20 protein-coding genes are annotated in these 25827 nt (G+C 46.4%); 8 read left to right on the top strand and 12 right to left on the bottom strand.

Annotated features, from left to right (window positions below):
- Positions 1–137 precede the first annotated feature (137 nt).
- The 4 genes from LRY47_RS12740 to mscL all read left to right on the top strand — a co-directional run bounded on the left by LRY47_RS12740 (position 138) and on the right by mscL (position 6302).
- On the top strand, positions 138–3191 hold the full coding sequence (locus tag LRY47_RS12740) for a sigma 54-interacting transcriptional regulator (RefSeq protein WP_295226034.1): 3054 nt from the start codon (positions 138–140) through the stop codon (positions 3189–3191).
- Between the two features lie 155 nt (positions 3192–3346).
- On the top strand, positions 3347–4588 hold the full coding sequence (locus LRY47_RS12735; RefSeq protein ID WP_295226032.1) for an OprD family outer membrane porin: 1242 nt from the start codon (positions 3347–3349) through the stop codon (positions 4586–4588).
- 72 nt (positions 4589–4660) lie between these two features.
- Positions 4661–5818, top strand: a complete 1158-nt coding sequence (locus LRY47_RS12730) for an MFS transporter (protein WP_295226030.1) — start codon at positions 4661–4663, stop codon at positions 5816–5818.
- A gap of 82 nt (positions 5819–5900) precedes the next feature.
- Positions 5901–6302, top strand: a complete 402-nt coding sequence (gene mscL, locus LRY47_RS12725; protein WP_295226028.1) for a large-conductance mechanosensitive channel protein MscL — start codon at positions 5901–5903, stop codon at positions 6300–6302.
- Positions 6303–6495: 193 nt separating this feature from the next.
- Here the strand turns inward: mscL and LRY47_RS12720 are convergent, their stop codons facing one another.
- The 9 genes from LRY47_RS12720 to LRY47_RS12680 form a co-directional block, all read right to left on the bottom strand.
- Complete coding sequence (locus LRY47_RS12720; RefSeq protein ID WP_295226026.1) at positions 6496–7149, bottom strand: molecular chaperone TorD family protein; 654 nt, start codon at positions 7147–7149, stop codon at positions 6496–6498.
- Positions 7150–7208: 59 nt separating this feature from the next.
- Positions 7209–7823, bottom strand: a complete 615-nt coding sequence (locus LRY47_RS12715; protein WP_295226024.1) for a 4Fe-4S dicluster domain-containing protein — start codon at positions 7821–7823, stop codon at positions 7209–7211.
- A 10-nt stretch (positions 7824–7833) separates the two neighbouring features.
- Positions 7834–10536: a DMSO/selenate family reductase complex A subunit gene (locus LRY47_RS12710; RefSeq protein ID WP_295226022.1), complete on the bottom strand. Its 2703-nt coding sequence runs from the start codon at positions 10534–10536 to the stop codon at positions 7834–7836.
- Between the two features lie 11 nt (positions 10537–10547).
- Positions 10548–11015 (bottom strand): hypothetical protein, encoded by a 468-nt coding sequence (locus tag LRY47_RS12705; protein WP_295226020.1) that lies wholly within the window; start codon positions 11013–11015, stop codon positions 10548–10550.
- A gap of 10 nt (positions 11016–11025) precedes the next feature.
- A complete protein-coding gene (locus LRY47_RS12700; RefSeq protein ID WP_295226018.1) occupies positions 11026–12453 on the bottom strand; it encodes a hypothetical protein in 1428 nt (475 codons plus the stop codon).
- Positions 12454–12634: 181 nt separating this feature from the next.
- Positions 12635–13333: a response regulator transcription factor gene (locus LRY47_RS12695; protein WP_295226016.1), complete on the bottom strand. Its 699-nt coding sequence runs from the start codon at positions 13331–13333 to the stop codon at positions 12635–12637.
- Between the two features lie 108 nt (positions 13334–13441).
- Entirely contained in the window at positions 13442–13876 is a 435-nt protein-coding gene (locus LRY47_RS12690; protein ID WP_295226015.1) for a hypothetical protein, read from the bottom strand.
- Positions 13877–13971: 95 nt separating this feature from the next.
- Positions 13972–16347 (bottom strand): molybdopterin-dependent oxidoreductase, encoded by a 2376-nt coding sequence (locus tag LRY47_RS12685; protein WP_295226013.1) that lies wholly within the window; start codon positions 16345–16347, stop codon positions 13972–13974.
- Complete coding sequence (locus tag LRY47_RS12680) at positions 16344–17714, bottom strand: HAMP domain-containing sensor histidine kinase (RefSeq protein WP_295226011.1); 1371 nt, start codon at positions 17712–17714, stop codon at positions 16344–16346. The genes LRY47_RS12685 and LRY47_RS12680 overlap by 4 nt, the downstream gene beginning before the upstream one ends.
- 206 nt (positions 17715–17920) lie before the next feature.
- Here LRY47_RS12680 and LRY47_RS12675 point away from each other — a divergent pair, with 206 nt between their 5' ends.
- Positions 17921–18397 (top strand): hypothetical protein, encoded by a 477-nt coding sequence (locus LRY47_RS12675; protein ID WP_295226009.1) that lies wholly within the window; start codon positions 17921–17923, stop codon positions 18395–18397.
- 44 nt (positions 18398–18441) lie between these two features.
- Here LRY47_RS12675 and LRY47_RS12670 read toward each other — a convergent pair whose 3' ends face one another.
- The 3 genes from LRY47_RS12670 to LRY47_RS12660 all read right to left on the bottom strand — a co-directional run bounded on the left by LRY47_RS12670 (position 18442) and on the right by LRY47_RS12660 (position 20635).
- A complete protein-coding gene (locus LRY47_RS12670; RefSeq protein ID WP_295226007.1) occupies positions 18442–18978 on the bottom strand; it encodes a flavodoxin family protein in 537 nt (178 codons plus the stop codon).
- 7 nt (positions 18979–18985) lie between these two features.
- Positions 18986–19774 (bottom strand): LarC family nickel insertion protein, encoded by a 789-nt coding sequence (locus LRY47_RS12665; RefSeq protein ID WP_295226005.1) that lies wholly within the window; start codon positions 19772–19774, stop codon positions 18986–18988.
- Between the two features lie 468 nt (positions 19775–20242).
- Positions 20243–20635, bottom strand: coding sequence for a TetR/AcrR family transcriptional regulator (locus tag LRY47_RS12660; RefSeq protein ID WP_295226004.1), 393 nt, complete (start codon positions 20633–20635; stop codon positions 20243–20245).
- A gap of 205 nt (positions 20636–20840) precedes the next feature.
- Here LRY47_RS12660 and LRY47_RS12655 point away from each other — a divergent pair, with 205 nt between their 5' ends.
- Genes LRY47_RS12655 through LRY47_RS12645 form a run of 3 tightly spaced genes read left to right on the top strand, consistent with a single transcriptional unit; the run spans position 20841 to position 25822 of the window.
- Positions 20841–22274 carry a hypothetical protein gene (locus LRY47_RS12655; RefSeq protein ID WP_295226003.1) on the top strand — a complete coding sequence of 478 codons (1434 nt, stop codon included), beginning with the start codon at positions 20841–20843 and terminating at the stop codon, positions 22272–22274.
- Positions 22275–22283: 9 nt separating this feature from the next.
- The gene (locus LRY47_RS12650; protein ID WP_295226001.1) at positions 22284–22748 is read left to right on the top strand and encodes a hypothetical protein; all 465 of its coding nucleotides are present in this window, start codon (positions 22284–22286) and stop codon (positions 22746–22748) included.
- A 17-nt stretch (positions 22749–22765) separates the two neighbouring features.
- Complete coding sequence (locus LRY47_RS12645; RefSeq protein ID WP_295225999.1) at positions 22766–25822, top strand: molybdopterin-dependent oxidoreductase; 3057 nt, start codon at positions 22766–22768, stop codon at positions 25820–25822.
- The last annotated feature ends 5 nt before the right edge of the window (positions 25823–25827 follow it).

Below are 25827 nucleotides of genomic sequence, written 5' to 3'. Positions count from 1 at the left end.
GGACGTGATATACTTGATCATTAAAAAAAAGTAGTCCGACATAAGGATTGTATGCCATGCAAATGAGAAGCCTTAAAACGAAATTCATTTTCAGCGTATTACTTATATTTTTTCTTATTTTCCCAGCATTTACTTATATGGGTATCTGGTATTTTAAATATAATGCAAAAAAATCTGTTCAGGCACAGCAGTATGAGCTTGTGGCAAAACTTGCTGACGAGATAAACACTAAGCTGATAATTCTGACAAGAGTTCTTAAAAGTTCGGCGGACAGTATAACTCAAGACAGCTTTAAAGACCATGCGTCCGCAGACAACTACATCAAGAAGCATATCTCGCTTAATTCGGTGTTTGACGACAACATTATGCTGTTCAATGAGAACGGACAACTCCTTGCGGAATCCGGTGATAACAGCCCCGAAAGGATAATGATGAGTTTTATCTGGCGCGATTATATCAAAGTGCCGATGAAGACGCATAAACTATACATCTCCGCACCGCTTAGAGCCACTGCCAGTACAAAGCTCACAGATCCGATGGTTGTCATTGCCGCACCGGTCATCGTTGACGGACATTTGAAAGGAATCATAACCGGTTCAGTGAACCTGTACAGGAAAAATATATTTAACAACAATGAATTCAGTCACCTTAACAACGACGGCTGGATATATCTGGTCGATGCAAACTCAAACGTTATAATGCATCCGGACAGGAGCAAGATATCCGGTAAGGCTGATGTCATAGAGAACCCGATCATTTGGGATATGATCAAGCAAGGTTCTGGAAGCATAGAGTATAAGGACGGGAAAAAACAGGTGATTCAGTCTTCTTTTAGCAGAGTTCCCGTGGCAGGCTGGACAGTTATAGCAAATTACAGATCCGACAATATCTTCAAGCACATATACATGGCGGAATCAACCCTTATCTTCTTTGTTATAGCGGGAGCGTTCATTGTTTTCTTCATGCTTTCATTCGTTGTCAGAAATCTTATAACTCCTCTTGTTTCTCTGAAACAGCAAGTCGACAGTCTTTTACATGATCCCGAAAGTGAAGGACTTATAAAGGTGGATTCCAACGATGAGGTGATGGAAACCGCCAACGCCATTAACAGACTGCTTATGCAGATAAACAGCAGCAGGCAGGAGCTTAAGAGCAGTAACGACATTTTGCAGACCGTCTGCGACTTTTCAACTGATTGGGTATACTGGGTGAACGATCACGGAAGGCTGATATATATTTCCCCTGCCGCGGAAGAGATAACGGGTTATTCAAAAGAGGAGCTTTCTGATTATCCTTTTTTCTATGAAAAGCTTATCCATCCGGACGATTATGAGAAATGGCTGAAAGCTGAACAATCCGCCAGATTGTCCCATGAAGCATTTAAGACAGATATAAGGATAATCCGCAAAGACGGCTGTATCAGGTGGCTGAGCAATAACTGCAAAGGGATATTCGATAACGACAGTTTCATCGGTATGCGCGGTGCATATACAGACATAACCAACGCCAGAACCGCCGAGGAAAAACTTGTTCTCAATGAGCGCAAATATCGCGTACTTATTAAAAATTCAAACGCCCCGATAGTTCTCACCGATGAGGAATTCAATATCATAGAGTACAACGAAAAGGCGTACTCACTTCTTACTTGTTCAGGCGGTTCATCGGTGCTTGGCTATCTCAATGTCAGCAAAGAGCGCATAGCTGAACAGCTTAAAGCCAATCCGAAAGATCAGAGGGTAGAGGCAGAGTCTGACCTGATAATCTTCGGCAACGTATACCATTACCTCTGGCATATCAATATCCTTTCGTATAAGGAACACGGCGTGTCGGGATATATGATAGTAGGAACCGACATAACCAGCAAAATGAAGAGGAACGAAGAACTCAGCCGCATGGCAATAAAAACTGAAATAACGAAATATGTCAGACATATGGAGGCGATCATCAAGAGCGTTTCGGAGGGCATCCTTTCGTTTGACAAAAACGGGTGTATGACCTGTTTCAACAACAGTGCGGGAGATCTTTTCGGGCTTGGAAACGAAGATATTGGCAAGCCTATGGAAAACATAAACGAATTCTTTGCATCAACACTGATATTTCCCGTTAAAAAAGCATCAAAAACAGGCAACCCTATGCATACCGTCATGGCGGAATATTCAAAAGATGACCATACACGACAGCTCCGGCTGAACATAACTCCTCTGCTGGATAACGACGGAAAGAATTTCGGTGTCCTTGTGGTTGTGTCCGATGAGACGGTTTCTATTCAGACTGCCGTTAAAAGCGGTTTTGACAATATGATAGGCAAGAGCGCAAATATGATGAATCTTTTCGGGATGATGCGTTCTCTGGCGGATGTGGAATCCACCGTTTTGATACTGGGTGAGAGCGGTACGGGAAAAGAGCTTGTTGCCTGCGGAATCCATGAAGCGGGTAAGCGCAAGGACAGACCTTTCATAAAGCTGAACTGCTCTGCAATACCGGAAAACCTGCTCGAAAGCGAGCTTTTCGGGCATGTCAAAGGAGCTTTCACAGGGGCTTATAAAGATAAAACAGGTAAATTTGAAGCGGCGGACGGTGGGACGATATTCCTTGACGAGATAGGGGATATCTCGTCAAACGTTCAGGTGCGCCTTCTTCGGGTATTACAGGAGAAGGAAGTTGAGATAATAGGAAAGAACGAACCTGTTAAAGTTGACGTGCGGGTCATAGCTGCCACAAACAGAGACCTAAGGGATATGGTGGCGAAGGGGCAGTTTCGCGAAGACCTCTATTACAGGCTTAAAGTCGTTACTTTGAATGTGCCGCCCCTGAGGGACAGAAAAGAGGATATAATCCCGCTGGCGTCTTCGTTCATAGAGAGATTCAACCGCAAACTCGGCAAGAATATCGTGGATATGGCGGACGATGTAAAAAAGATGCTGTCTGAACACGACTGGCCGGGCAATGTGCGTGAGCTGGAACATGTTATGGAATACGCCTGCCTTATGGCTGGAACGTCTTTCCTGACCAGAAATAACCTGCCGGCGGATTTTGCAGGGAGCAGACCGCAAACGTCCGACGAAGAGAGGGAGATGATAATCAAGGCGCTGGACGAGGCGAAAGGTTACAAAGCAAAAGCGGCGCGCATCCTGAAAATGGGCAGAGCGACACTCTACAGAAAATTACAGGAATACAATATAGAGTACTAAGACACTTCCGGTGAGACATACTGTATCGTCAAAACAATGGATAATAATGTGTCTCTCTGAATATTGTATTTATTGACAATGTCTTATCTGTTACGAACATGATGGCATGCTTCTTGAGTATAGATTTTGCATATTTCTTACTTAAGGAGAGTGCCATGTACTTCAGAAAAATACCGGTTTTAATCGGTTCTCTTGCCATCCTGACAACCTCCACATGCTTTGCGGCTGACAATCTTAAAGATATGTTCAGTCAGGGCAGTGTCAGTGGTGAACTCAGGTCATTCTATTATGACCGGGACTTCGACGGTGATCAGACGGAAAGGGAGGACTATGCAACCGGCGGGCTGTTCGGCTACAAATCCGCCGCGCTTAAAGGTATCAGCTTCGGGCTGACATTCGCAACTGCCAACGATACCGGAAGCAGTGACAGCAAGGCTGTTTACGGACTTCTGCCTAAAGACGGCAGCGGCAACCACGACAGCGTCACCAGAATACAGGAGGCATACGTTCAGGGCGAGTGGTTTGATACCACCGTAAGATATGGCGGTCAGATGCTCAACACCCCCTATATGAACGGAAACGATATCCGCCTTCTTCCCAAATCATATAAAGGTGTGTCCGTCAGCAACAAGAGCATAAACAATCTTGAGCTTCAGGGATATTACATCACAGGATACATGGGCTGGGCGGACGACGACTATATGGATATGTCGGAATCTGTCAGCAGTGCAGCAGACGATAACAACCCCATGCTCATAGGCGGCGCGAAATATAAACTTCCAGTCAGCGCGCTTGATGCGTCTGTTGAGGGATGGGTATACAGTATGTCCGATGTCATGGACATGACATATTATAAATTTACGGCGGCAAAACAGATAGGCGAATATAAATTCAGTATTTCACCAACCTATTTCAAACAGAAATCAAAAGGCGACGAACTTGGCGGCGAGCTTGACAGCGACCAGATAGGTCTGGTTGCCGGTGCATCCGCATACGGCGTTTCCCTGACGGGTTTCTATGCGAAAACAGGCGACACAAGCCTGCTGACGCCTTGGGGTGACAGCCGTGTCATAAACCAGCAGGTACTTGCCTCACAGTATGCAGAGGAAGAGGCTATAGCTGCTATGGTCGGTTATGACTTCGGACAGCTTGGTGTAAAAGGACTTTCGGCATATGTGTTCTACGGTGTCTATAATGCGCCTGAAATCGGCGGGAAATCAACTGATGCAGACGAAATGGACTACAACGTTCAATACAACTTCGGTAAAAACTTCGGCGGTATTCTGGACGGATTCAGCATCAGAGCCAGATACGCTGTAATAGACAACAAAGATTCGGATGATTACACGGACACAAGGATATATCTGAAATATTCTTTTGCCTTAGCAGGTAAATAAGCCTCCAAATAGGGGAGGAGGGAACTCTTTACGGGGCGGATACAGCTCATCCGCCCTTTTCACGGAGATTGTATGAGGGCGGTCATCCTTTTTCTTATAAATTTTTTGATAACGCTTGGCTTTTCTGTCAGCGACGGTCTTTTTTCAGTCATTTTTAAAGACACGATCGGCAGCGGTATATTTTTAAGCCTTGCCTTCGTTTTCTATTCCGCCTCCAAAATCATATTTTCTCCTTTTGCCGGGCGGATGCTGGACAGAGTGGGATCAGAAAGAATACTGCTGTTCTCTCTGGTTTTGTACTCACTGGTGTCCGCCCTTTTCATTTTTTCAGATAATAAAACGATCATCCTTGCCGCGCGCATATTGCAGGGCGGGGCATGTGCCTTTTTCCGTCCGGTTCTGCTCTGCCTCATATCTTCGGATGCAGGATATTCAAAACTCGGCAGACGTATCGGACAGTTCGACATATCATTTTATCTGGCGTTGGCGGCGGGACCTCTTGCGGGAGGTTTTCTGCTTGATCTGTCTGGTAAGACCGGAGTTTTTGCGGTTATAGCCGCGTGCTGTGCGCTGTCTTTACTTTTGTTCCTCCTGTTCTCAAGATGCCCTGATACGTGTAATGCCGCAAAACAGCACAGGGTCACCGACGAATCGCCCGCCGCCAATTCCTCCCTCAACGGGCTTCTGGTGTACATATTTTTTAAGGCATGGGGCATATCTGCAATATGCATGTATCTGCCTCTTTTTATGCATGCGGAAGGCTTTTCAGCGTCTCATATTGGTTTCGCGGTGGGGATACCGCCGCTTATCATGGCGTCGTTTCTGATATTCACAGGCAGGCTTTCGGACGTTTTCAGAAAGCATAATATGATATTCGCAGGGGGAGCCGCGGCTTCGCTGGCATACCTTTGTCTGCCGCTCGCGTCCGATATGGCTTCGATACTGGTTGTGATAACTGTCAGCGGCATAGCAGGCGCTGTTTCACAGCCGGCAGGTTCTGCACTTCTTCTGGAAAGTTCGCCGGAGGGACGCACCGGAAGAACAGTATGTCTTTTTAACGCTGTGATGGGGCTTGGTTTTTCTGTCAGCCCCCTTGTTAACGGCATATTGTTCAAACTTTTGGGTGCCGGTAATATCTTTGTCATTTCAGGTCTTTTGGGTCTCGCATCTTCCATCTATTTCATACTGAGCAGCGGTCAGGTTGCCGGAGATGCCGCTCAGTGTGATTAGTTTCAATCAGCACTTCTGAGATTTGATCAGACACTTTTTCATATGGTACAATAAGATAATACTTACCATATAGGAGTGTGTTATGTCTATCATGCAGGAATTCAGAAAATTTGCCATGCGCGGCAACGTAGTTGATATGGCTGTGGGTATCATAATAGGTGGTGCTTTCGGAAAGATAGTTTCCAGCTTTGTTGCCGACGTACTTATGCCGCCCATCGGTCTTCTTCTCGGCAACGTCAGTTTCAGCGATCTTTCGATAACTCTGAAAGAGGCGGCGGGCGAACAGGCGGCTGTAACTCTTAATTACGGAACTTTCATTCAGACAGTGCTTGATTTTGTGATAATGGCGTTTGCGGTGTTTATGATTATAAAGGCTATGAACAGCATGAAAAAGAAAGAAGAGGAAGCGCCTGCCGCGCCGCCCGCCCCCGGCAAAGAGGAAATCCTTCTTACAGAAATCAGGGATATCCTTAAGAATAAATAAAAAAAGTATCAGCGGCTGCCGTTCCCCCCAAAGGCTAGTCCCCTTAGCGGCGCCGCTGACAATCCTGATGCTGACTCTCAGGTATGACGTACTAAAACATTTTTAACATTTGCTAGGTAAAGCGAAGGTAATGAACTACATGATTTCCTGTAGTTTTTTTCAAAGGGCGGCATGCGAACCGCCCTTTATTCCATCACCTACAGGACAAACCGGTCAGCGCTTCTTTAATTGCGCCTCTCAGCATTTGTGCAATTCCTTTATAAAAATCCGTAACGGAGTTTTCGATCATATTGTCAGTAAATTCCTCCACCCATGTCGAGGGGTGTTCTTTGAGAAATGAGATTATCTCCTCTTTTTCGACAGTGGAATCTTCAGCTGCCGCTGATGCCGCACAGAGATAGTTCAGGTATGCACACTCGAACGCGATATGGTCGTCGGGTTCTCTATTGAGATTGTTTATTTCAAGTCCGAATTTTCTGTATCTTCCGCGGACTTTCAGCGTAGCTTCGCCGAAGATTGTCTTATCCTGCTCTTTGTAAACGGATTCCCATGGCGGGGCGAACAGGTGCCCGGGACCGATGAAAAGTCTGTTAAAATTTCCCAGAAGTTCTGTGAAATCTTCGTCTTTATAGTTTTTAAGGTAGTTTTTCAGCAGTTCGAGTCCTGTTTTTGACTCTTCGCTGTCGGAAAAGCACCATTCGTCAAAGAGCGCCGCATTCTCTTTAACTGTGTTGATATATTCCCTTTCGGGAGCGTCCAGCAGAATCTTGTTGAAAAAACTGAAAGCTGCCATTGCTTCAAGATATTTTTCGCTGTCCGCAAATGCTTTGTTCTCTGTAGTGTTCATAATTCTATCCTTTAGGTGTTGGGAGGGCAGGGGTTGTTAAAACCCCTGCCTGATGCGTCTTAGAATACTTCTTCCTTGTTCATGACAACATTGCCGGATGACGCGTCTTTATGGAGCTTAAAGACGGCATTGGGTTTGGTTGTTGTCGGGAAGGATGCCACGGTGTTTGCATCACCGTATTTTGCCTTCAGCGCTTCGATCTCGCCGAAGTCAAGCGCCCTTGAGGGGCAAGCCTTGACACAAGCGGGGTCGGGTATGCCGCTGGAATCTTTTTCATCAGTACACATGATACATTTTTTCATGTGCTGTGCTTCATAATCGTATACCGGAGCTGTGTAGGGGCATACTTTCTGGCATCCGAAACAGGAGATACACTTGGAAGCATCGTAAACAACGATGCCGTCCGCATCTCTTTTCGTATATGCGCCTGCTGGGCATACGTTAAGGCATGCCGGATTGTCGCACTGGTTGCATGACATGGAGACATAAAATGCGAACACGTTCTTGCTGAAAGCGTCTGTGTCAGCACTGCTCCATGTGCCGCCGGAGAATTCATAAACTTTTCTGAATTTTTCTCCGGTGTTCAGGTTCTGTCTGTCTTTACAGGCGACAAAGCAAGCTTTGCATCCTGTACAGTGTTTGGTGTCTATGTAGAATCCGTACTGTTTGCTCATCTTATCCTCCTTAGCCTACTCTTTTGACGGCAGCGAGAACGCTGTGCTGACAGTTGCCTTTAGAAACAGGTCCGGGGCGCAGGCTGGTGAGGACGTTCATGCATCCGCCGTAGTCCACAACGTCCGTGTTGCCTATTTCAGCTGTTGTGAGAGTGCCGGAGTGTACTATGTCGCTGCTGTACCATTTGCCGCCGGGGTTATACCATGCTCCCTGAGGCAGACCGATAACGCCGGGCATTACCCTCGACGTTACTTTCGCTTTAATACGCACTTTGCCGTGACTGTTGTAAATCTCAACTGTGTCTCCGTGGGCAATGCCAAGGCTTTGAGCGTCGTCTGTGTTGATCCAAGCCGTCTGCATGCTTGCTTCCCTGTTCCATTCACAGTTGTAGTAGGTTGAGTGGGTTCTTTGTTTGTAGTGGAAGCCCACAACCTGAAACGGATATGTGCTTCTTGCGGGGTCTTCGTAACCGTTCCAAGCCGCATAGTATTCGGGAAGAGGGGTTATCTTGTCCATTCCGTCGTTATAAACAGCGGGGAATACCCACTGGTGTTTGAGGTTGTAGAGACGTTTGGAGAATATCTCAAATTTACCTGACGGAGTGGATACTCTGTTGGATGTCGGGTCGCTGACATAACTTTGAAATGCTACAGAGGGGGTAGCTGTTGTGCTTACATGTTTGATCAGCCCTTTTGCATGACATTTTGCATAGGTATCCTGACCGAGAGCCGATGTGAACACTCCCTGATCTCCGTAGTTTGTCATAGACTGGTTGAACAGGTATTCAAGCCATTCGTCCTGAGTTCTGCCCTCTGTGTATGCGGATTCGATACCGAGTTTTGCTGATATAAGGCTCATCATTTCATAGATGGTCTTGCACTCGAACATGGGTTCCACTGCTTTGTTCTGGAACTTGATGTCACAAGTGTTTCCGCCTTCGTTTGTGGACATGTCGTTCTGCTCGAAGTTGGTACAGTCTGGCAGGATGTAGTCGGATATCATGGCAGAAGGAGTGAAATAGTTGTCTATGGTGACGATTGTCTGTACAAGGTTTTCGTCTTTGTACATATCCATTGTGCTGTTGACGTCTGCGTGCTGGTTAAGCATACAGTTGCCTGCGTAGTTCCATATGAACTTGATGGGCAGAGGCAGGGCAGTGTCCTGAGTGGCAAGTCCTCTTACACCCCAGTTTCTTCCTGTCATTACAGTGTTGTCTTTGATAGCCTGAGGCCATGCAAAGTTGGATATGGTATATGTCACAGGGTTTGCGGGGAAAGTGCTTGACCATGCATCCATGCTGATTGAAACTGATGCTGCCGCTTCCCTTGCTGCCGAACCGCCGCCGACGATACCGATGTTTTTGGTGAGGATGGTTATCAGACCCACTGCTCTGGAGTTTGCGCCGCCGAGAGAGTGTCTCTGAAGACCCCAGCCCTGAATGACCATCGCGGGGGACTGGTTGACGAGCTGTTTTGCGAAGGATTTAATGGTAGCTTCGGGAATACCTGTTATAGCTGATGCCCATGCGGGTGTTTTCGCTATGCCGTCGGTTCCGAGACCAAGTATATATGATCTGTATGAGCTGTTTGCGGGGATAACGGGTTCTGTTGAGTCTGTGTTTCCCCATGCTTTGTCATATGCCGGTTCATAGTAGCTTTCGGAACCTGCCGTAACCTCAACCACGCCCGCAAGTGAAGCTTCGCTCCAGCCCACGCTGCGTGCGTCTATCCATGTTTCATCGAGAAGACCTTCACTGAGCAGATAGTTTGCCATACCAGCCACAAGAGCTGAATCCGTTCCGGGGCGGATAGCTATCCAGTCCGCTTCAAGAGCGATCGCCGTGTCGGTGTAATAGGGGTCAACAATGAGGAATTTGAGGTCGGGGTTAGCCTCTTTCGCTTTTTGAAGGTGATATGTGAAGTGTTTCGCAGAACCCATTCTGGTGTTCGCAGGGTTGTTGCCCCAGAGAACCACAAGGTTGCTGTTCACTGCATCAGTGATGGTGTTGTTACTCCAGCTTGTTCCTTCAAGAAGGCAGAGTTCTGCGGTGATCTGTGAGGTTGAATAGTCTGAATAGTGATCCAGCCATCCGCCCCAGAGGTTGTGCAGTCTTGCCATGGGAGTTGATGCGGGCGGCCATGAGCATGAAAATTTCCCGCATATTGTACCTGTTGCATACTGGATGTAGAATGCGCCGGGACCGTAGTTGGATTTAACCGACTGCATGCTTGCGGCTATCTCGCTGATCGCCTGATCCCATGAGATGCGCTCGTACTGTCCGGCGCCTCTGGGGGTGCCTGAAACTCTCTTCATGGGGTATTTAAGCCTGTCCGCGTTGTATATTCTCTGGCGTACGGAACGTCCGCGAACGCATGAACGCATCTGATAGCTTGCGCCGTATGCGCCGTATGTATCGTCGGATTCGTTGTCGGAGCTTACGCGGACAACCACGCCGTCCTTAACATAAAGCTTAAGGGGACAGTTGCTTCCGCAGTTAACGTTGCATGCAGACCATACAGCTTTGTCGTAATCGAAATTTTTTGGCTCGATTACTGTGTCTGAACTGTCATAGTCGTCGTCTATCTTGTCTGATCCGCCCATGGAACCGCAGCCTACAGTTGCTGCCGCGCCGAGAAGCGCGCTCCATTTCACAAATGTTCTTCTGGAAATATCCAGAGCTTTATCAATACGTTGTTTATCCATTACTGACATTTTTGCCCTCCTTAATTACTGATCAGTTCTCTGGGACCGTGCGATGTCATGTGGCACGTTCCGCATGTTGTTTCCTGAACAGGATAGTGGCATCCGCTTCTGCAGTGCAGATTCTTGTCGTTAGTGCTTATTTTTCCGCCCCAGTCACCTCTGTGAGATATGGGTGCGGCAGTCTGGTGACATGCGAAACAGCTTGCCTCTGTGTGGCACACGAGACATTTGTCTCTGTCCCACTGCGCCCTGAGACCGTGAGTTTTGCGTTTGAATGACGCGTTGTGGTCTCTTGGCGGTGTGTCCGCGTGGCATTTTATGCAGGACGTACGGTTTTCGTGGCAGTCCAGACATGAATCGGGATCAGCCTTGCTCTCTGCGCCGTGCTGTTTGATCCACATGTTGTCGTGTGTTTCCGGTTTTGATGTCTGATATGCGAAAACTGTCATGCATATCAGGCAGAACATTATAGATATTACATATTTCATGATACCCGCCTTATATAGCCAGACTGAGCCACAGCTCAACGCTGTAGTTCTGTTCAAGGTCGGTGTTCAGGTCTTTGAGTATCTGGCTGTTTTCATAGCTGACATCAACAGACAGAGCGGCTCTTTCGCTGAATTTGTGTTCGCCGCCGAGATATATCTCGCGCACCCAGTTCTTTTCCGAACCGTCGTCAAGGTCATACTCGAACCTGTTGAATCTGGAACCGAGCCATACGTTTGTTTTGTCTGAAACGACCTGTGTAAGTTCGCCGCCGAAAGCAACCTGTGAGTTTTCCTCGGTATCCACACTTTCCGCTACATTCCAGTAGTCAGCAGTAAGAGACAGGAAGGTGTCGGGCGTGAAAAGACCTATGAAATCGAGGTTGCCGGAATATTTAACATAGCTTCTGTTGTCCAGAGTGTCCTCTCCGGTTCTGTTCTTGACCTCTGCGCCAAGCCCTGCCGCCATGTATTTTCCCAGACCCTGATAAACCTTCGCCTTCACTTTGGTGTATTTGCCGTAAGGTGAGAGCGAATAGGTTATGGGGTTTGAAATATAAGTGCCTTCGCCTTTTCCTATCTCATCCAGAAGCTGCTGGAATGACAGGGTGAGTGTTGTTTTTGTGGGGCTGTTTCTGTATACACCGTCGAGTGTATAGAATCCGTTGCCGTCCGTGTTGCCGTACTCGCCTGATACCCTGCCTTTTGCATAGGTATAATCCGCGCGCAGTTTATAAATGTCGGATGTCTCGTCGTCCATGTCCACATAGGTGTAACCGGAAGAGAGTTTCAGCTTGTCGGTCAGCTTTGCCACAAAGCCTGTGCCTGCGGCTTTGGCATCATTGTCGTCAAGATAGAACGTGTCCGGCTGCCCGCCGAAGGCATAGACCGTCAGTTTGTTGTTCAGCAGTGTTACATCCCCGTCAACACCGTTCATGTGGATGGTGTCCAGATGGGTCACATACTGGTTGCCTATTGTCAGGTTGGTGTTTTTTACCACACCGGAGAATTTCAGGAATCCCTGATACATTCTTACAGCCCATCCGCTGTCTTCCGCATCCAGGATGTCGTCTCTGAAATAGTAGCGTCCGGACTGTTTGTATCCGCCGTCGCCGTCAATATCCTTGCCGGCACGCATGAATAAAACTCCGGACATGGTGCCCTGACCGACTGTGACATTTGATATGTCAGCTTTCAGATACTGATAAAAGTTCTGATCAGACTGATAATCATTGTCCAGCAGCTTGTAACGCGATGTGAGAGAAACGTTTAAAGTGCCGTCGCCGAACTTGTGTCCGTTTGCGGTCTTTGTTATCCCCTGTGGCGTCGTATGAACCTGCCAGCTCTCAGGAGTCGTGTAATCCGCATCCTCAAGTCCGGAGGCAAAAACGCTGCCGGCACCCAAAGCCAGCATAAAAATACATGAAAGTATTTTTCTCATCGTTGCTTCCTCCTTTATGATAGAACAAGAAGAACTTATTCTTAATAGAGGTTATCAATGACAGAGTGAAGCATTGGTCAAATGATTAAAAAATGTAAAGAAATAGTGTGAAAAAATTCGTTATATATGAGATGAATAACGCCGTGCAAACACAATATAATGACTATTTGAAAATCAAATACTATTCAGGTTCGCCCTGCGTTTCGACATGGTTATCGTCTATTTTATACCCGCGTCCGCGTATGCTGTGGAGAAGCTGTTTTTCATAAGGTTTATCCACCAGCTGACGAAGGATATAAAAGTGGGACTTGAGCGAGTTGCTTACTGGCGGCTGATCCTTCCATATGTCGTATTCCAGCTCTTCCTTTGATACTATCCCCGGATATTTTTCCATCAGTCTCAACAATATGCGAAAACATACATGAGGCAGGATGATGGAGTCGCCGGATCTTTCAACTGTGCCTTTTTCAGGGTCGAGGCTGAGGTCGGCAACAGAAAAAGCGTTTGTCACGCACTGTCTGAACCTTCTGGACAGAGCTTTCAGACGGATGAGCAGTTCCTCAAGATCGAACGGCTTGGTGAGATAATCGTCAGCACCGCATTCAAAACCGTTTATCTTGTCGTCCAGCAGAATTCTTGCTGTCAGCATCAGTACGGGGATTTTCAGCCTCATGACCTTTCGTATGTTTGAACAGACCTCGAATCCGCTCATACCGTGGAGGTTTATGTCCAGTATCACGGCGTCGTAGGTATTGTCTTTCAAAAGCTCAAGAGCCATTTCTCCGGACATAGCGTAATCCATGTCGAATCCTCGTCCTTCCATAAATTCAATAATGTTCTCCGCTATGTCCAGATCATCTTCAACAAGCAGAAATTTCATTTAAAATGCTCCATGTGTATATATACATAATAATAACGAAATTACGGTCAAATTATGGTGAAGTGCTGCAAAATGTCTAATAGTTTGTGATGACGCACCTCGTTTATGTCAATCTTTGCGTTTTGCAAGCAGGCTCAGATAACGCATTATCTCCGTCTCTTCCTGTTGAGAGATGCCGGAGAGAGTTTTCATGGACTCAAGTATTTTTTTCCAGTGAGCCGCTGTGTACATATCCGGATCGTATGCTCTGTGGCATGTGCCGCATCGTTCATAGTACAAAGAGTCCATTTCGGTGATGGCGTCACTGAGGTTGCATACCAGCAGTCCGTCTTTTGCGGAGGCTGTGAATGTGGCGTAGAAACCGTTGTTTCCGATATTTCCCGACTTTACATTGCCGGTAGGTGCCTCTGAGGAACTGCTTTCAAAAAGCTCCCCTTCGTTCGATATCCAGAACTGTTTTCTTATTATCCATTTTTTGCCGAGTTTTTCGCTTTGTACTGACGTTCCTGTATATACAATGGCAGAAAGGCTGCCGTTTTTCATTTTTAAAGGTTTGCTCAGATACATCGTCTGCACCTGCGAGGTTGTACCCGCATAAAATGCAGCGAAGCAAAGCACAACTATTATAAGTACTTTAATTAGAGTCTCTCCCTGACAGGCGGGCTGTCATATGCTGTATTGCGCGGCAGTTTGCCGCCTGCTTTGCGTATCGCGACAAGGCAGGTGTTGGCGGATATTGCCTGTGCCAGTCTTGATGTGGGGCGGTCTGATGTCAGTATGTTCACCTGACCTGATACGCAGCGTGAGTTATCTTTTGAAGGGTTTTCCGCCGCATACCATGCGCCTTCTTCAATTGCAAGCACGCCCCTTGTTATCTTTTCCGTCGGCACCACACCGGCAAGAACTGTTCCGCGTGAATTATAAACTTCAACTGTGTCTCCGTGCTTCAGTCCCATGCGGCGTGCGTCGAATTTGTTCATGTATACCGGTTCGCGTCCCGCTACTTTATGTTTAGCCCCTAGAGATGTATTGTCAAGCTGCGAGTGCAGTCTGTGTATCGGGTGGGGAGTTATGAGCTGGAAAGGATATTTTTTCGCCATGTATGATGCGGGACCTTCTGTCGGCTCTATCCATGCTGGATAACCGGGGCAGTCGTTGTAGCCGAAAGAAGCGACCTTTTCGGAGAAAAGTTCTATCTTGCCGGAAGGCGTACGCAGATAATTTGCTACCGGATCTTTGCGGAAATCCGCATGTCGTACATATTCTCTGCTGGATTTAGGTGACGTGAAATGCACGTAGCCTTTTTTCCAGAAATCGCTGAAGCTTACCTTCGTGCGCATTTTGCTGTAGCTCCATCTTATCCACTCGTCAACGGATTTGCCTCCGGTATAAGCTTTCTCGAAACCGAACCTTTTTGAAAGCTCAAGGAAGATGTCGTAATCGTTTCTTGCATCGAAAAGGGGTGATATTACCTGTTTCATTGCAAACGCGTACTCTATGCCGTATGAAGAACCGAAGGATATATCGTTGCGCTCGAAGCTTGTTGTTGCGGGAAGCACAATGTCGGAATATCTTGCTGTCGGAGTCCACCATGGCTCGTGTGTGATAACAGTGTCAACTTTACGGAACCCTTCCACAAGCTTGTTTACATTCGGCTGGTGTCCGATAGGGGTCACGCCTGCGGAATATATCAGCTTTATGTTCGGATACGTCAGTTTTTTACCGTTATAGTCTATCGTTTTGCCGGGGTTAAGCAGCATTTCACCCATTCTTGATGCAGGGATAAGTATATTTACGGGGTTGCGTCCCTGTGAGAGCATTAGAGGCGCTCCGACACCAGTATAGGGTGCTCCGGCACTGCAATAGTGGATGTTGAAGTATATGCCGCCGCCTGCCAGTCCTATCTGCCCTATCATGCTGGCAAGTGCCACAAGGCTCCAGTGGAACTGTTCGCCGTACTGTATCCGCTGAGGAGCCCAGCTTCCCGTCACCAGTGTTCTGTGTTTCACTGCCATGCGGGCAAGCTCTTTTATCTTCTGTGCAGGAACGCCGCATATCTTTTCCGCCCATTTTGCGTTTTTGACCTTTCCGTCTTTTTCGCCGCGGAGATATTTCAGAAATACATTGAATCCCACAGTGTACTTGTCAATGAATTGTTTGTTGTAAAGTTTCTCTTCATAAAGCGTATAGCACATTGCGAGTATCATAGGCACGTCGCTTGCCGCTTTTATCGGCACCCATTCGCTTCCGAGTTCGTCAACGGACATGTTCTTCGTGGGGTCTATGGTTACAAACTTTATACCTTTGTCTTTCATCTTGCGGAGCCACGCGCCGTCGGAGTGAATGGGAACGTGATAGTCTATTTTGTTGGTTTTAAACGGGTCTGCTCCCCACATAAGTATGAGTTCCGTTTTGTCCAGAACAACTTCTCTGGATGTCTGCTGACTGTATACCTCTATGTCGCCCATGACGTGGGGCAATATCTGTGTGGCGGCTCCTGCGGAATAATCGCCGACTATGTCCGTAAATCCTCCGAAAAGTCCAAGCATCCTTGCCTGAAGCGATGCCGCCTGATGTATTCGCCCGGGGTGAGCCCACCTTGCATATGTTGTTTTGAATATGGATTCGTTGCCGTATTCGCCTTTAGTTTTGGCAAGCGCCTCTGCTACAAGGTCAAGAGCCGTTCCCCAGTCAACGCGGACAAACTCTTCTGCGCCGCGCATGTGTCTGCGGTCGCTACCGTCGAGATAGCTCTTTCTTACGCAGGGGTATTTTACCCTGTTGCGTGCATACACCGCGTCTTTGTGAGCAAAAAGAAGATCTACGGGATCAAGATCTATGTCCATTGCCTCTATACGGACTATCTTTCCGTTTCTGACGTACGCTTTGAGGGGTCCCATGTGTGTCGCATGGGTTATAACCCTGTCTCCTGCTGCCAGTGCTTCAGGATTGCAGGTAAGCATTGCTGCAAAAGCTCCCGCCATTTTCAGAAACTCTCTGCGGTCTGTATTCATGCAATTACCCCGTTTGATAACGCCGCAGGTTTGCACACACCGGGGCAATTTTGCTCCGGTCTGCCTTTGCTGCTGCAGCATAATATTATTTTACTTCCTTTTCCCTCTTCAGACTGAATATTCAGTCTCCAGTCGAGCTGAGAACACATCCTGTGTACTATTGAAAGTCCGAATCCGAATCCGTCTGCCTTTGAAACACCGCCCACAACGTTTATATTGTCAAGGACATGTTTCGGTATACCGGGTCCTGAGTCCTGTACGGAGATACAGGGTCCGTATATTGATATTATTATCTCCCCCTGCTGCGTATAAGTCATGGCATTGCGTATAAGATTACCTAAAATGATGGTAAGTATTTCAGGCGCAACAGGAAGAACAGCCTGTTCATATTCGTTCAGGGTTATTTTTATCTGTTTGTTACGCATAAGATAGAGATTGTTATCAATGCACTCTCTTGCAACCTCGGCAACTCTGCTGGTGCCGTTTGTGTCTCTGCGTTCCTGTCTTGAAAGCCAGAGGAACGAATTTATCAGGTGTTCCATATTCATCGCGGCGCGTTTAAGGCGGGAAAGAACATTCTGTTTTTTGAAATCATCGTCGCGCACATCGTCGGAAAGTATCTTTATTGCCCCCTGCATAACCGTAAGCGGGGTACGCAGTTCATGGCTGGCATCCCTTGCGAAAGCCTTTTCTCTGTCTATTGCCGACTGCATCTCGCGGATGGCGTGTTCAAGGGTGGTGGCGAGGAAGCCGACTTCGTCGCTTTCAAACTTCTGTGCCATATCTTTTGGAAGATAGCCGGTTTCGTCCTTAGACTTGACTATTTTCGTGAGGCGGACAACAGGTGAAACAGCTTTGTAAGCCGTTATTACTCCCAGCATCAGACCCAAGATGAATGTCGGCAGAAGGGTTATCATAAGATATTCCCTGATGATGTTCATCATGCTGTGATCGTTCAGAAGAGTTGTGACATTAAACAGAAGATAAAACCGCTGTCCATCTTGTAAGTCTCTTATATTTATATAATAATTCTGTTTATCATTCTGCTTTTCATAGTTGCCTTCTTTCAGGTGCGAAAGCTCTTTCACAGCCCATTCCGGCATAAGATCCTCACCCAGATAGCTTGTCATATAAGGTGAATCCGGCACGGGTATTTCTGAGCTGAAAGCTACTGGTGATATCGGGGAGCGGGAAATTGATTCGATATATCGTTCAGTTTCAAGCTGAAGTCTTTTTTTCAGTGCGTATTGTTCGGTATATTTAGTGGAAATAAGGATACCTGCAAACATAGCAGTACCAAGCAGTATGCTGAATCCGCAGAATACAAGAACAATCCTAAACCTGAGCGATTTACTTATTATATTCATGATAAAACCAAATTTCCCCCTGCTCAATATAGGCTCAAGAATGTATGTATCAAGTATAATCTCCATAATTTTAAATGCAAACAGGTGAAGCATTGGTGAAGCAAAAATAACGGTGTGGAGATTTCTGAGTAAGATTATGTTCTTATTCGGGTCGTCATACGTTTCCACGAGTGTGTTCCGATAATAAATAAAATAAGGAGACCTTTATGAAGTATATTATTGCTGTTCTGATTTTACTGACACTGTCCGGCTGTGCGGACAAAGAGAAACTGGTTTCATCAAGCGGAACCCCTGAGGCTCTGGTGAAATGCACTGACGAGAAAAAGGTGCGTATCGCCGTTAAACTTTGGATAGCGGAGAGCGGATACTTTCTGGTCAGGGACAAATATGACTTTATTCTTTTCAGAAAGCCGGAAGAAGGGCTTGGGGTTTCAGTTTCCAATATGATGTCGAAGGCTGTGAATCCGGCTAATCCGTCCAAAAATTATTATGAAGCTGAGTGCAGATTCACCACTGCAGGTGACTCAACACGTGTGACTGTGACGCTTTTTAAAAGCAGGGTGGATGCCTTCGGAAACAGAGAATCGGAAATGGTGACCGACATGGAAGAAATAGAGAAATTTAAAGAAGAGATTATGCTGCCTATGAAGAAGATGGTGGAAGGTGAGTGCAGTTCCAAATGACGATGATATGAAGAGCCGGTATTGAGAATACCGGCTCCGGTTTTTCAGATATTTTTACCGAGTTCAAATGCTTCTTTCATAGCGTCCGTGTTTCTTATCTCTCCGGTGTTCCATACGGAAACTCCGTAAACGGTTCCTTTCTCTTCAGAGCCGTCAAGACAGTCTATGAAACCCCTGAGACCTTCAAAAGTCCTTTCCAGCATATTTTTTCTGTCGACAGCCGCTGTGGCTATAAAATAGAACTCTTTGTTCCGTATCCTCTGATATCCGGCGCAGGTTCTGTCTATCATTGTTTTTAGCTGTGCGCACATAGAGTAGAAGTAAACGGGTGTTGCCAGAACTATGACATCTGCCGTGACCATTTTTTCTATCAGTTCAGCCATATCGTCTTTCTGGGGGCAGGCTTTGCCTGTGGTGCAAGCAACGCAGCCTGTGCAGTAGTTTATCTTTTTGTCTTTGAGCAATATCTTTTCGATACTGTGTCCTATTTCGGATGCGCCTTTTATAAATTCGTCACAAAGGATATCCGAGTTAGCGTTCTTTCTTGGTGAAGATGATAATACAAGTACATTTTTACTCATTATAACCTCATAAGCACTTACCCGAAGCGAATATAGCTCCGTTCGGTGCGTTTTCAAATATTTTCGTTCCGTAGACCAGCGCTTTTTTATCCACTGTCATGTCGGGCCAGAGTCCGAATTCAGCTTTCAGGGATTTTAAAAGTGAGATTGCAGTGGGGGTGACGGTTTCTCCGCACCCTTTGAATGAGCGCACTGGTATGCCTTCCAGCATTTCAAGAACAGCCGGCGCCGGGACGGGGATTATACCGTGGGCGCAATGGACGCTTCCGTCGGCTATGGGCAGAGGGCTGACCACGAACCTGTCGGGTGCGATATCCGCGAAAAGCTCGCAGACAACGCAGATGTCAAGTATGCTGTCGAGAGCGCCAACCTCGTGGAAATGTATCTCGTCTGCACTTTTGCCGTGAACACTCCCTTCGGCTTTGGCGAGAAGTGTGAACGTTTCTATGGCAAGTGCTCTCCCTTTGTCGCTCATTGCGCTTGCGTTTATGATCGCCATTATGTCACTGAGTGTCCTGTGTTCGTGCTGGTGGGGCAGATTAACCTTGGCATGCCACCCGTAAATTCCGTTTACCTGCTTTTTGATTATTTTTACTGTGCCTTGCAGTTCCGGCATTACAGCGGAAAGTATATTGTCCAGAAGTGAATCTTCGGATGTTATCATTTTCAGAAGACCCGTCATCAGCATGTCGCCTGACAGTCCCGAATTGGCTCTCACTGTCAGAATCCTGCCTTTGGTGTGATTATGATGGTGTTCGTGACCATGCTCGTGCTGATGTTCGTGCTCGTGTTTCATAGGCTGTTTACCACCCTTGCAGCGGCACATGCCGCGCTGTATCATTCTCGTTGTACTCGTCAATATAGCTTTTTGGACGGGATATTGTTAGATCGATTACTACTTGATTCTTGCCTGATACTGCAAATTTGAGTGTATTTTTAGTTCTGCCTATGCTTATAGAAGATATATTATTAATCGCATTATATTTTCTCTAGCAGGTACAGGTTGTTGGTCTCTGTAAAAAAGTTAGGAGTAATAAGTAACTTGCATTTAATCTGTACTGCAGTCTTTGATTGAATTCCATAAAGCGTTTATATAAACGTTGATTTGCTTTTCCGTGACAGTGTGAGGGAAATATGTATGTAAAGCCAGGTCATATACAGGCATGTAACAGAAAAGCGTGGATGTCAGCCCCAGTGTTTGCATGACCGGGTATCTTGATTCAAGCTACTTTGAAAAAATCCATGACCATAAGGTTATTTACCGTTATATCCAGAACTTTTCCATTATCTGTTTTGACAGAATGAGATTTCCCATTACAGACATCTGTCTCATAGTACTTGCGTGTGCAGGTTTCTTACACAGATAATCATATACGTATCGCACAATATATTTGAATTTTTCCTCGTCGGATTTAAATTCCGATATGTCAAGTTTCAGAAGCGCTTCCTGCATTTTTTCATTTATGTGAATGGTAATCTGGAACATCAGATCTTCTTTATTTTTAAAATAATAATAGAGGGTGGATGTGTCCACAGACGCGGCTTTTGCGATATCTCTCATGCTTACGGAAGCAACGCTTTTTGTGGCTATCAGGTCTATTGTCAATTCGATTATATCATTTCTGTTTTGTAAAAAATTTCTGCTTTTTTTAGTCATTGTTATTCATAACACACAAAAAAATGTAAGTCGACAACAAACGTTGGATACATAAATTTATCATAAGTCCAACAGTCGTTGGAATTTCACTTGACAGCTATGTCGAACAGGTGCTTAGATATATTATCCAACGTTAGTTGGAATAGCGCAATGGGTTATTATATTTTGAAATAACCGTTATTGCAGAATAAACAAAGGAGAAGCTATGAAACATTTTTCAGTATTAATGTTTTCATTGTTGCTGCTTCCCTGCGTTCTATTTGCCGGCGGGCTTGAAGATGCTGATTACACGACCCCTGATTCATGGTCACAGCATCTGACGGCAGACGGCTTTAAAATGCAGGCTGTTCAGCATGATATTCTCGGCGGCAGTATGGACATGAGTCTGACGACCAGATACCGATATCTGGCGAATGACTATGCCAACGACCAGAATATCTACCAGTATTTGCGGATGCGATATTCGGATGCCAAACTTGGTTCCGGTACAGTATCCGGTGCCCTGTTTTTCCGTGCCGCGCATGACATCGACGGCAGAAACGGAAAACACTGGGGTGATAACAGGTATTATTTTTATGATGACATCCTTGATGCGGAGACAGACGATAACGAATCGGCATCACGTCTTTATCAGGGATATCTGAAATTTTCCGGAGTGGTTAAGAATACGGAACTTACTCTTGGACGTATTTATGTTGACCGTATTGATACTTTCCAGCTCGACGGAGCCGATGCACAGTTATCCTTCCTTGACAGTAAAGTAAAACTGTTTGCATTCGGCGGCCGTCCTGTTTCCTTTTATGTAGACACTGATGACGACAGTGTTTACGGGGGAGGAGTAGAGCTGGCACCACTGAACGGTCTGAAACTCAGAGGAGTGTTCAGCAGCCTTGATATATCTGATGACACAAAAGACCTCCAGAAAGTTCGGGCAGATTATTCTTTTAACGGTTCTTCAGTTTACGGAGAATACGGGCAGGTTGACAGCGACGGCTATTATAAGCTTGGCGGCGTTTACAGATACAACCCGACAAAGACAACTCTGTCAGTCAATTATGAAGAACTTCTCGATTCCATCGGTAAAGAGAACGGGTACTATGTCTCTAATCCTCTGACGTACACTCTGTATCCTTACGGGGATTACAAAAAGGTTAAAGTGAGGATTTCTCAGGGAATAACAGAACACGTTGTAGTCGGTGCCGGGGTTGAGTATAAAAATGCCAACGGTTATGAACTTGATAACCGTGATTACAAGAAATACACAGCCTATCTCGACCTTGCAAGGATTCCGTCCAAAAACACCTATATCTCTTTCAATGTGGATTACTGGGATGTTGACAGCACATCGTATGGCAAATCAGATAAAAGCGTAACGTTCGGCGGTCAGCTGACACAGGTCGTATCCGACAATCTGGACATATGGCTTGGCAGCAGATTTGAGCGTTTTGAATATGATGTTGAAGACGACGAGACAAAGGACTGGATCCAGACCCATTATCTCGGCTGTCAGTATACTCTGAACAACCGTATCAGTATCACAGGCGATGTGAGCCTTGAGAAGAGCGAGATACTGGAACGCGACTCAACCGATTTCGACCAGAACCTTATCGCCGAGGTCTGGCTCAACATATCAATATAAGGAGCAGCGATGAGAAATATAACAATAGCAGGATTGTTTCTTCTGTTTGCAGTTTTTACCGCTGCGTATGCATACCAGAGCAATAAGCCTGAGACCCATACAGCTGACTGGATGAAGCTTCACGGTCAGGCGTCGGTATCAGATCCTGAAAGCTGTAAAGACTGTCATACCGACAGGGTTGAGTGTATCACCTGCCATCAGGAGGTTGCTCCACGAAGCCATAACGGTTCATGGAAGCGTCTGACCCATGCTTATAAGGCGAGATGGGACAGAGAGAGCTGTCTTGTATGCCATAAAGAGGACTCGTGCACAGAGTGCCATAAGTCTACGCCGCCCATCACTCACCGCCCCGGCTGGGGAGGAGAGGGCGACAGCCAGAACCGTCACTGCGGCAGCTGCCATTACCCCGTGCAGGAAACAACCTGCGGCACATGCCACGAGACGAGTCACAGTCCTTCAAGTTACAGTAAATAGCAGATTTGGAGATAACCATGAAAGTCACAGAAATATTAAAGAATAAAAAAGTAACCAGACGTTCGGTTCTTCAGGGAATGTCTGCGGCGGCAGCTGCTGCCACCCTTGCCGGTTGCGGCGGAAGCGGGACTAAAACTTACTTTGACGAATCAGACCCTAACCTTCAGCCGCCTGATGTCGGCGGTGAATATGTTTTAGGTTCAACTCCTCACAATTGCGGCGGCGGATGCGTCAGCAAATACTATTTGGAAGAGGGTGTTGTAAAAAGAATAGTAACTGATGAAGACAGAGAGGACGGCGATGTCTTTGCCGGTAAAGCTCAGATACGATCATGCCAGAGATGCCGATCCAAGGTTGATTGGTGGTATCGTAACGACAGGCTCACAAAACCTCTTAAGCAGACAAAAGAAAGGGGAGATATCACCGGTTTCGTGGAAATATCATGGGATCAGGCGATATCCGAAATAGCTGCCAAAATAAAGGGCCTTTATACCACATATGGCGGAGCAACATTTTACAACTGTCTTGCTCCATCTGACAGAACATCCCAGGGCAACACGATTGCTAACCTGACAAAACTTCTCGGATCTGATTGCAGCCCTGTGCAATGGGTTCTTGACCTTAGCTATCCTCAGCATACTTATTCGTATTTTTTCATAGACCATGACGGATTTGCGCAGGAGACCGCAACCTCAGTGGCACTGCGCGTGGCAAATAACAGAGCGGATATCGAAAACTCCGACAATCTTGTTCTTTGGGCGTTTAACCCCGCTGAAGCCAGAGTCGGACCGCAGACAGCATGGTATATAACAAATGCCAGAGAAAAAGGGGTTAAGGTCACTGTTATTGACCCCAGATTTACTCCCACAGCGGAAGCATTCGCAGATGATTATGTAGGCATAACAGGTACGACTGATGCTGCTCTTATGCTTGCAATGCTGCATGAGATGATAGTGAATACATGGGATGAATCGGGAAATCTGCTTGCAGATCCGTGGCTTGACGAGGCTTTCATCAGAAAATACGTTCACGGATTTTTTGATGATACGAATCCGAAACACTACTATGCGGATATAAGTGCAAATGCAACTGCATATCAGGTTCCCGCAGGTGCGTCACTTTCAGCTTATATTATGGGAACCGATGACAGGCTTACCAATGCGGTTATGTCTTCCGAAGCCGCTGACTATACTAACATGACTGCAGGCACAACAGTGAATCAGGGTGTGTCAATTTATCCTGACACAATAGGCTACAACGTTCCCGCTACTGACGGTCTTTACGGAAAAACTGCTCCCTGCTATGGTCAGATAACAAAAACACCGGAATGGGCTGAAAAAATTACAGGAGTTTCTGCTGATAAAATCAGAGAACTTGCTGAAATGTATGTAAAGACGAAAGTTACAACATGGGTTTCAGGCGGTCTCCAGCGCCACACTGAGGGTGATATGCCTGTAAACCTCGGTCCGATCCTTTCTGCTGTTACGAAAAATATCGGTGTTGAGGGCAGAAGCTATGGATTCTCCCATGAGGTTAATTACAAATATCCGGGAACAATGAGCGATAAGGTTGCACTTAACGGAAATAACCCCGGTTCTTCAAGCATTCAGGCTGATTCATATGATATGACCAAGCTCACGCTTCAGGGTGGGGAGCTTGGACCTTATGTGGGCAATACTGCCAGAACAAACCCTCTCTGCAACGTAATCATGATGAACGGTCTTTCTCTTCCTGTCTGGATAGATTATGTGAGATGTGCCGGAACATCAAACGTTTCAAAATGGAACTACGGAAGATCTAATACCGTTACAACACCAATTAAAGGACTTTTCTGTTTTGGCGGTAATTTTGTCAATCAGACAGGAAACTCCAATGAGATAGTTGATGTCTGTACTGCTAAAGACGGTAACGGCAACTACAATGTGGAACTCATCCTTACAGGAGACCTGTTCTTTACAGCCAGTTCTCTGATATCCGATTATGTCCTTCCCTGTGCAGGACCGGGTGAGAAATGGGGCGAAACATGCGGCTGGCTCACTGCCGAGGCACTTGTTATGCCCAAAATCACTGATGCTCCCGGAGAAGCTCTCAACGAGTTTGAGATATCCAGAAGAATTGCTGCTGCATGGGGTCAAGAAGAGGAGTTTAAAACAGTCGGTGACGGAACAAACACAGTCGTAAACACAGATTATGAATGGTCGGAATACAACTGGAACAAAGGTTACAGCGAAGGTCAGATAGATCAGGACTGGGACGCAATACAGCTTGTGGGCGGCGTCAATATGCTTGAACAGCGCCCGAATAAGGTGAAACGTATTGCCAAAGAAGCCTTTATAACGGATCCTGCCGCAAACCCTCTTAACACTATGTCTGGAAAGATTGAGGCATATTATCAGGCAATGCTTGAGGATTATGAGGCTGCCCAGTCCAGTTTGGACACAGTGACAACCGATACCGACGGATCGTCTGTACTCAAAAACAGCGGGCATATATACACCGCTTCAACATCTGCAAACTCAACAAGCCGCAGATTCGTTTATCCAATTCCGATGTATATTCCTGCCGTGGAAGCAATGCACGCAGATGATTCACACCCGGATCTTCTCGGCCTCACTGCAAAGGGATTTATATTCAAGAAACAGACCGGACATTTCAATTACCGCGCGCATTCAACGATGGGTAATGAAAGTCTTCTGAATGAACTCTATAAGCGTAACTCTGCAGGAGAGAGAGCTTATCTTGATCCCTCAAGAAGTTATACAGACGGGGTCTGGGATAGTGATATCTATGAACCTGTATATCTGAACCCTGTGCATGCATCGGAGCTAGGTGTTGCTGAAGGAGACAGAGTGAAGGTTTCCAACTCCAGAGGGGTTCTTTATGCCTCTGTCCGCTTTACAAACAGAATGGCTCCGTATAACGCCGGAATAGGCGATGGCGGATGGTTCAGCGTTGGCACCGACGGAGTAGATATCGGCGGCGCGACAAACTCTCTCTCATCAGGCAGACCTTCACGTATAGCGTTTGGTATGTCTATGAGCAGTGATGACCGTTTGAAAATTGAGAAGGCGTAAGGGGA

This window comes from Seleniivibrio sp., from assembly GCF_021209385.1.
Lineage (GTDB): Bacteria > Chrysiogenota > Deferribacteres > Deferribacterales > Geovibrionaceae > Seleniivibrio.
Note: the sequence above shows the minus strand (reverse complement) of the source record. Positions and strands in the feature narration are given on the sequence as shown.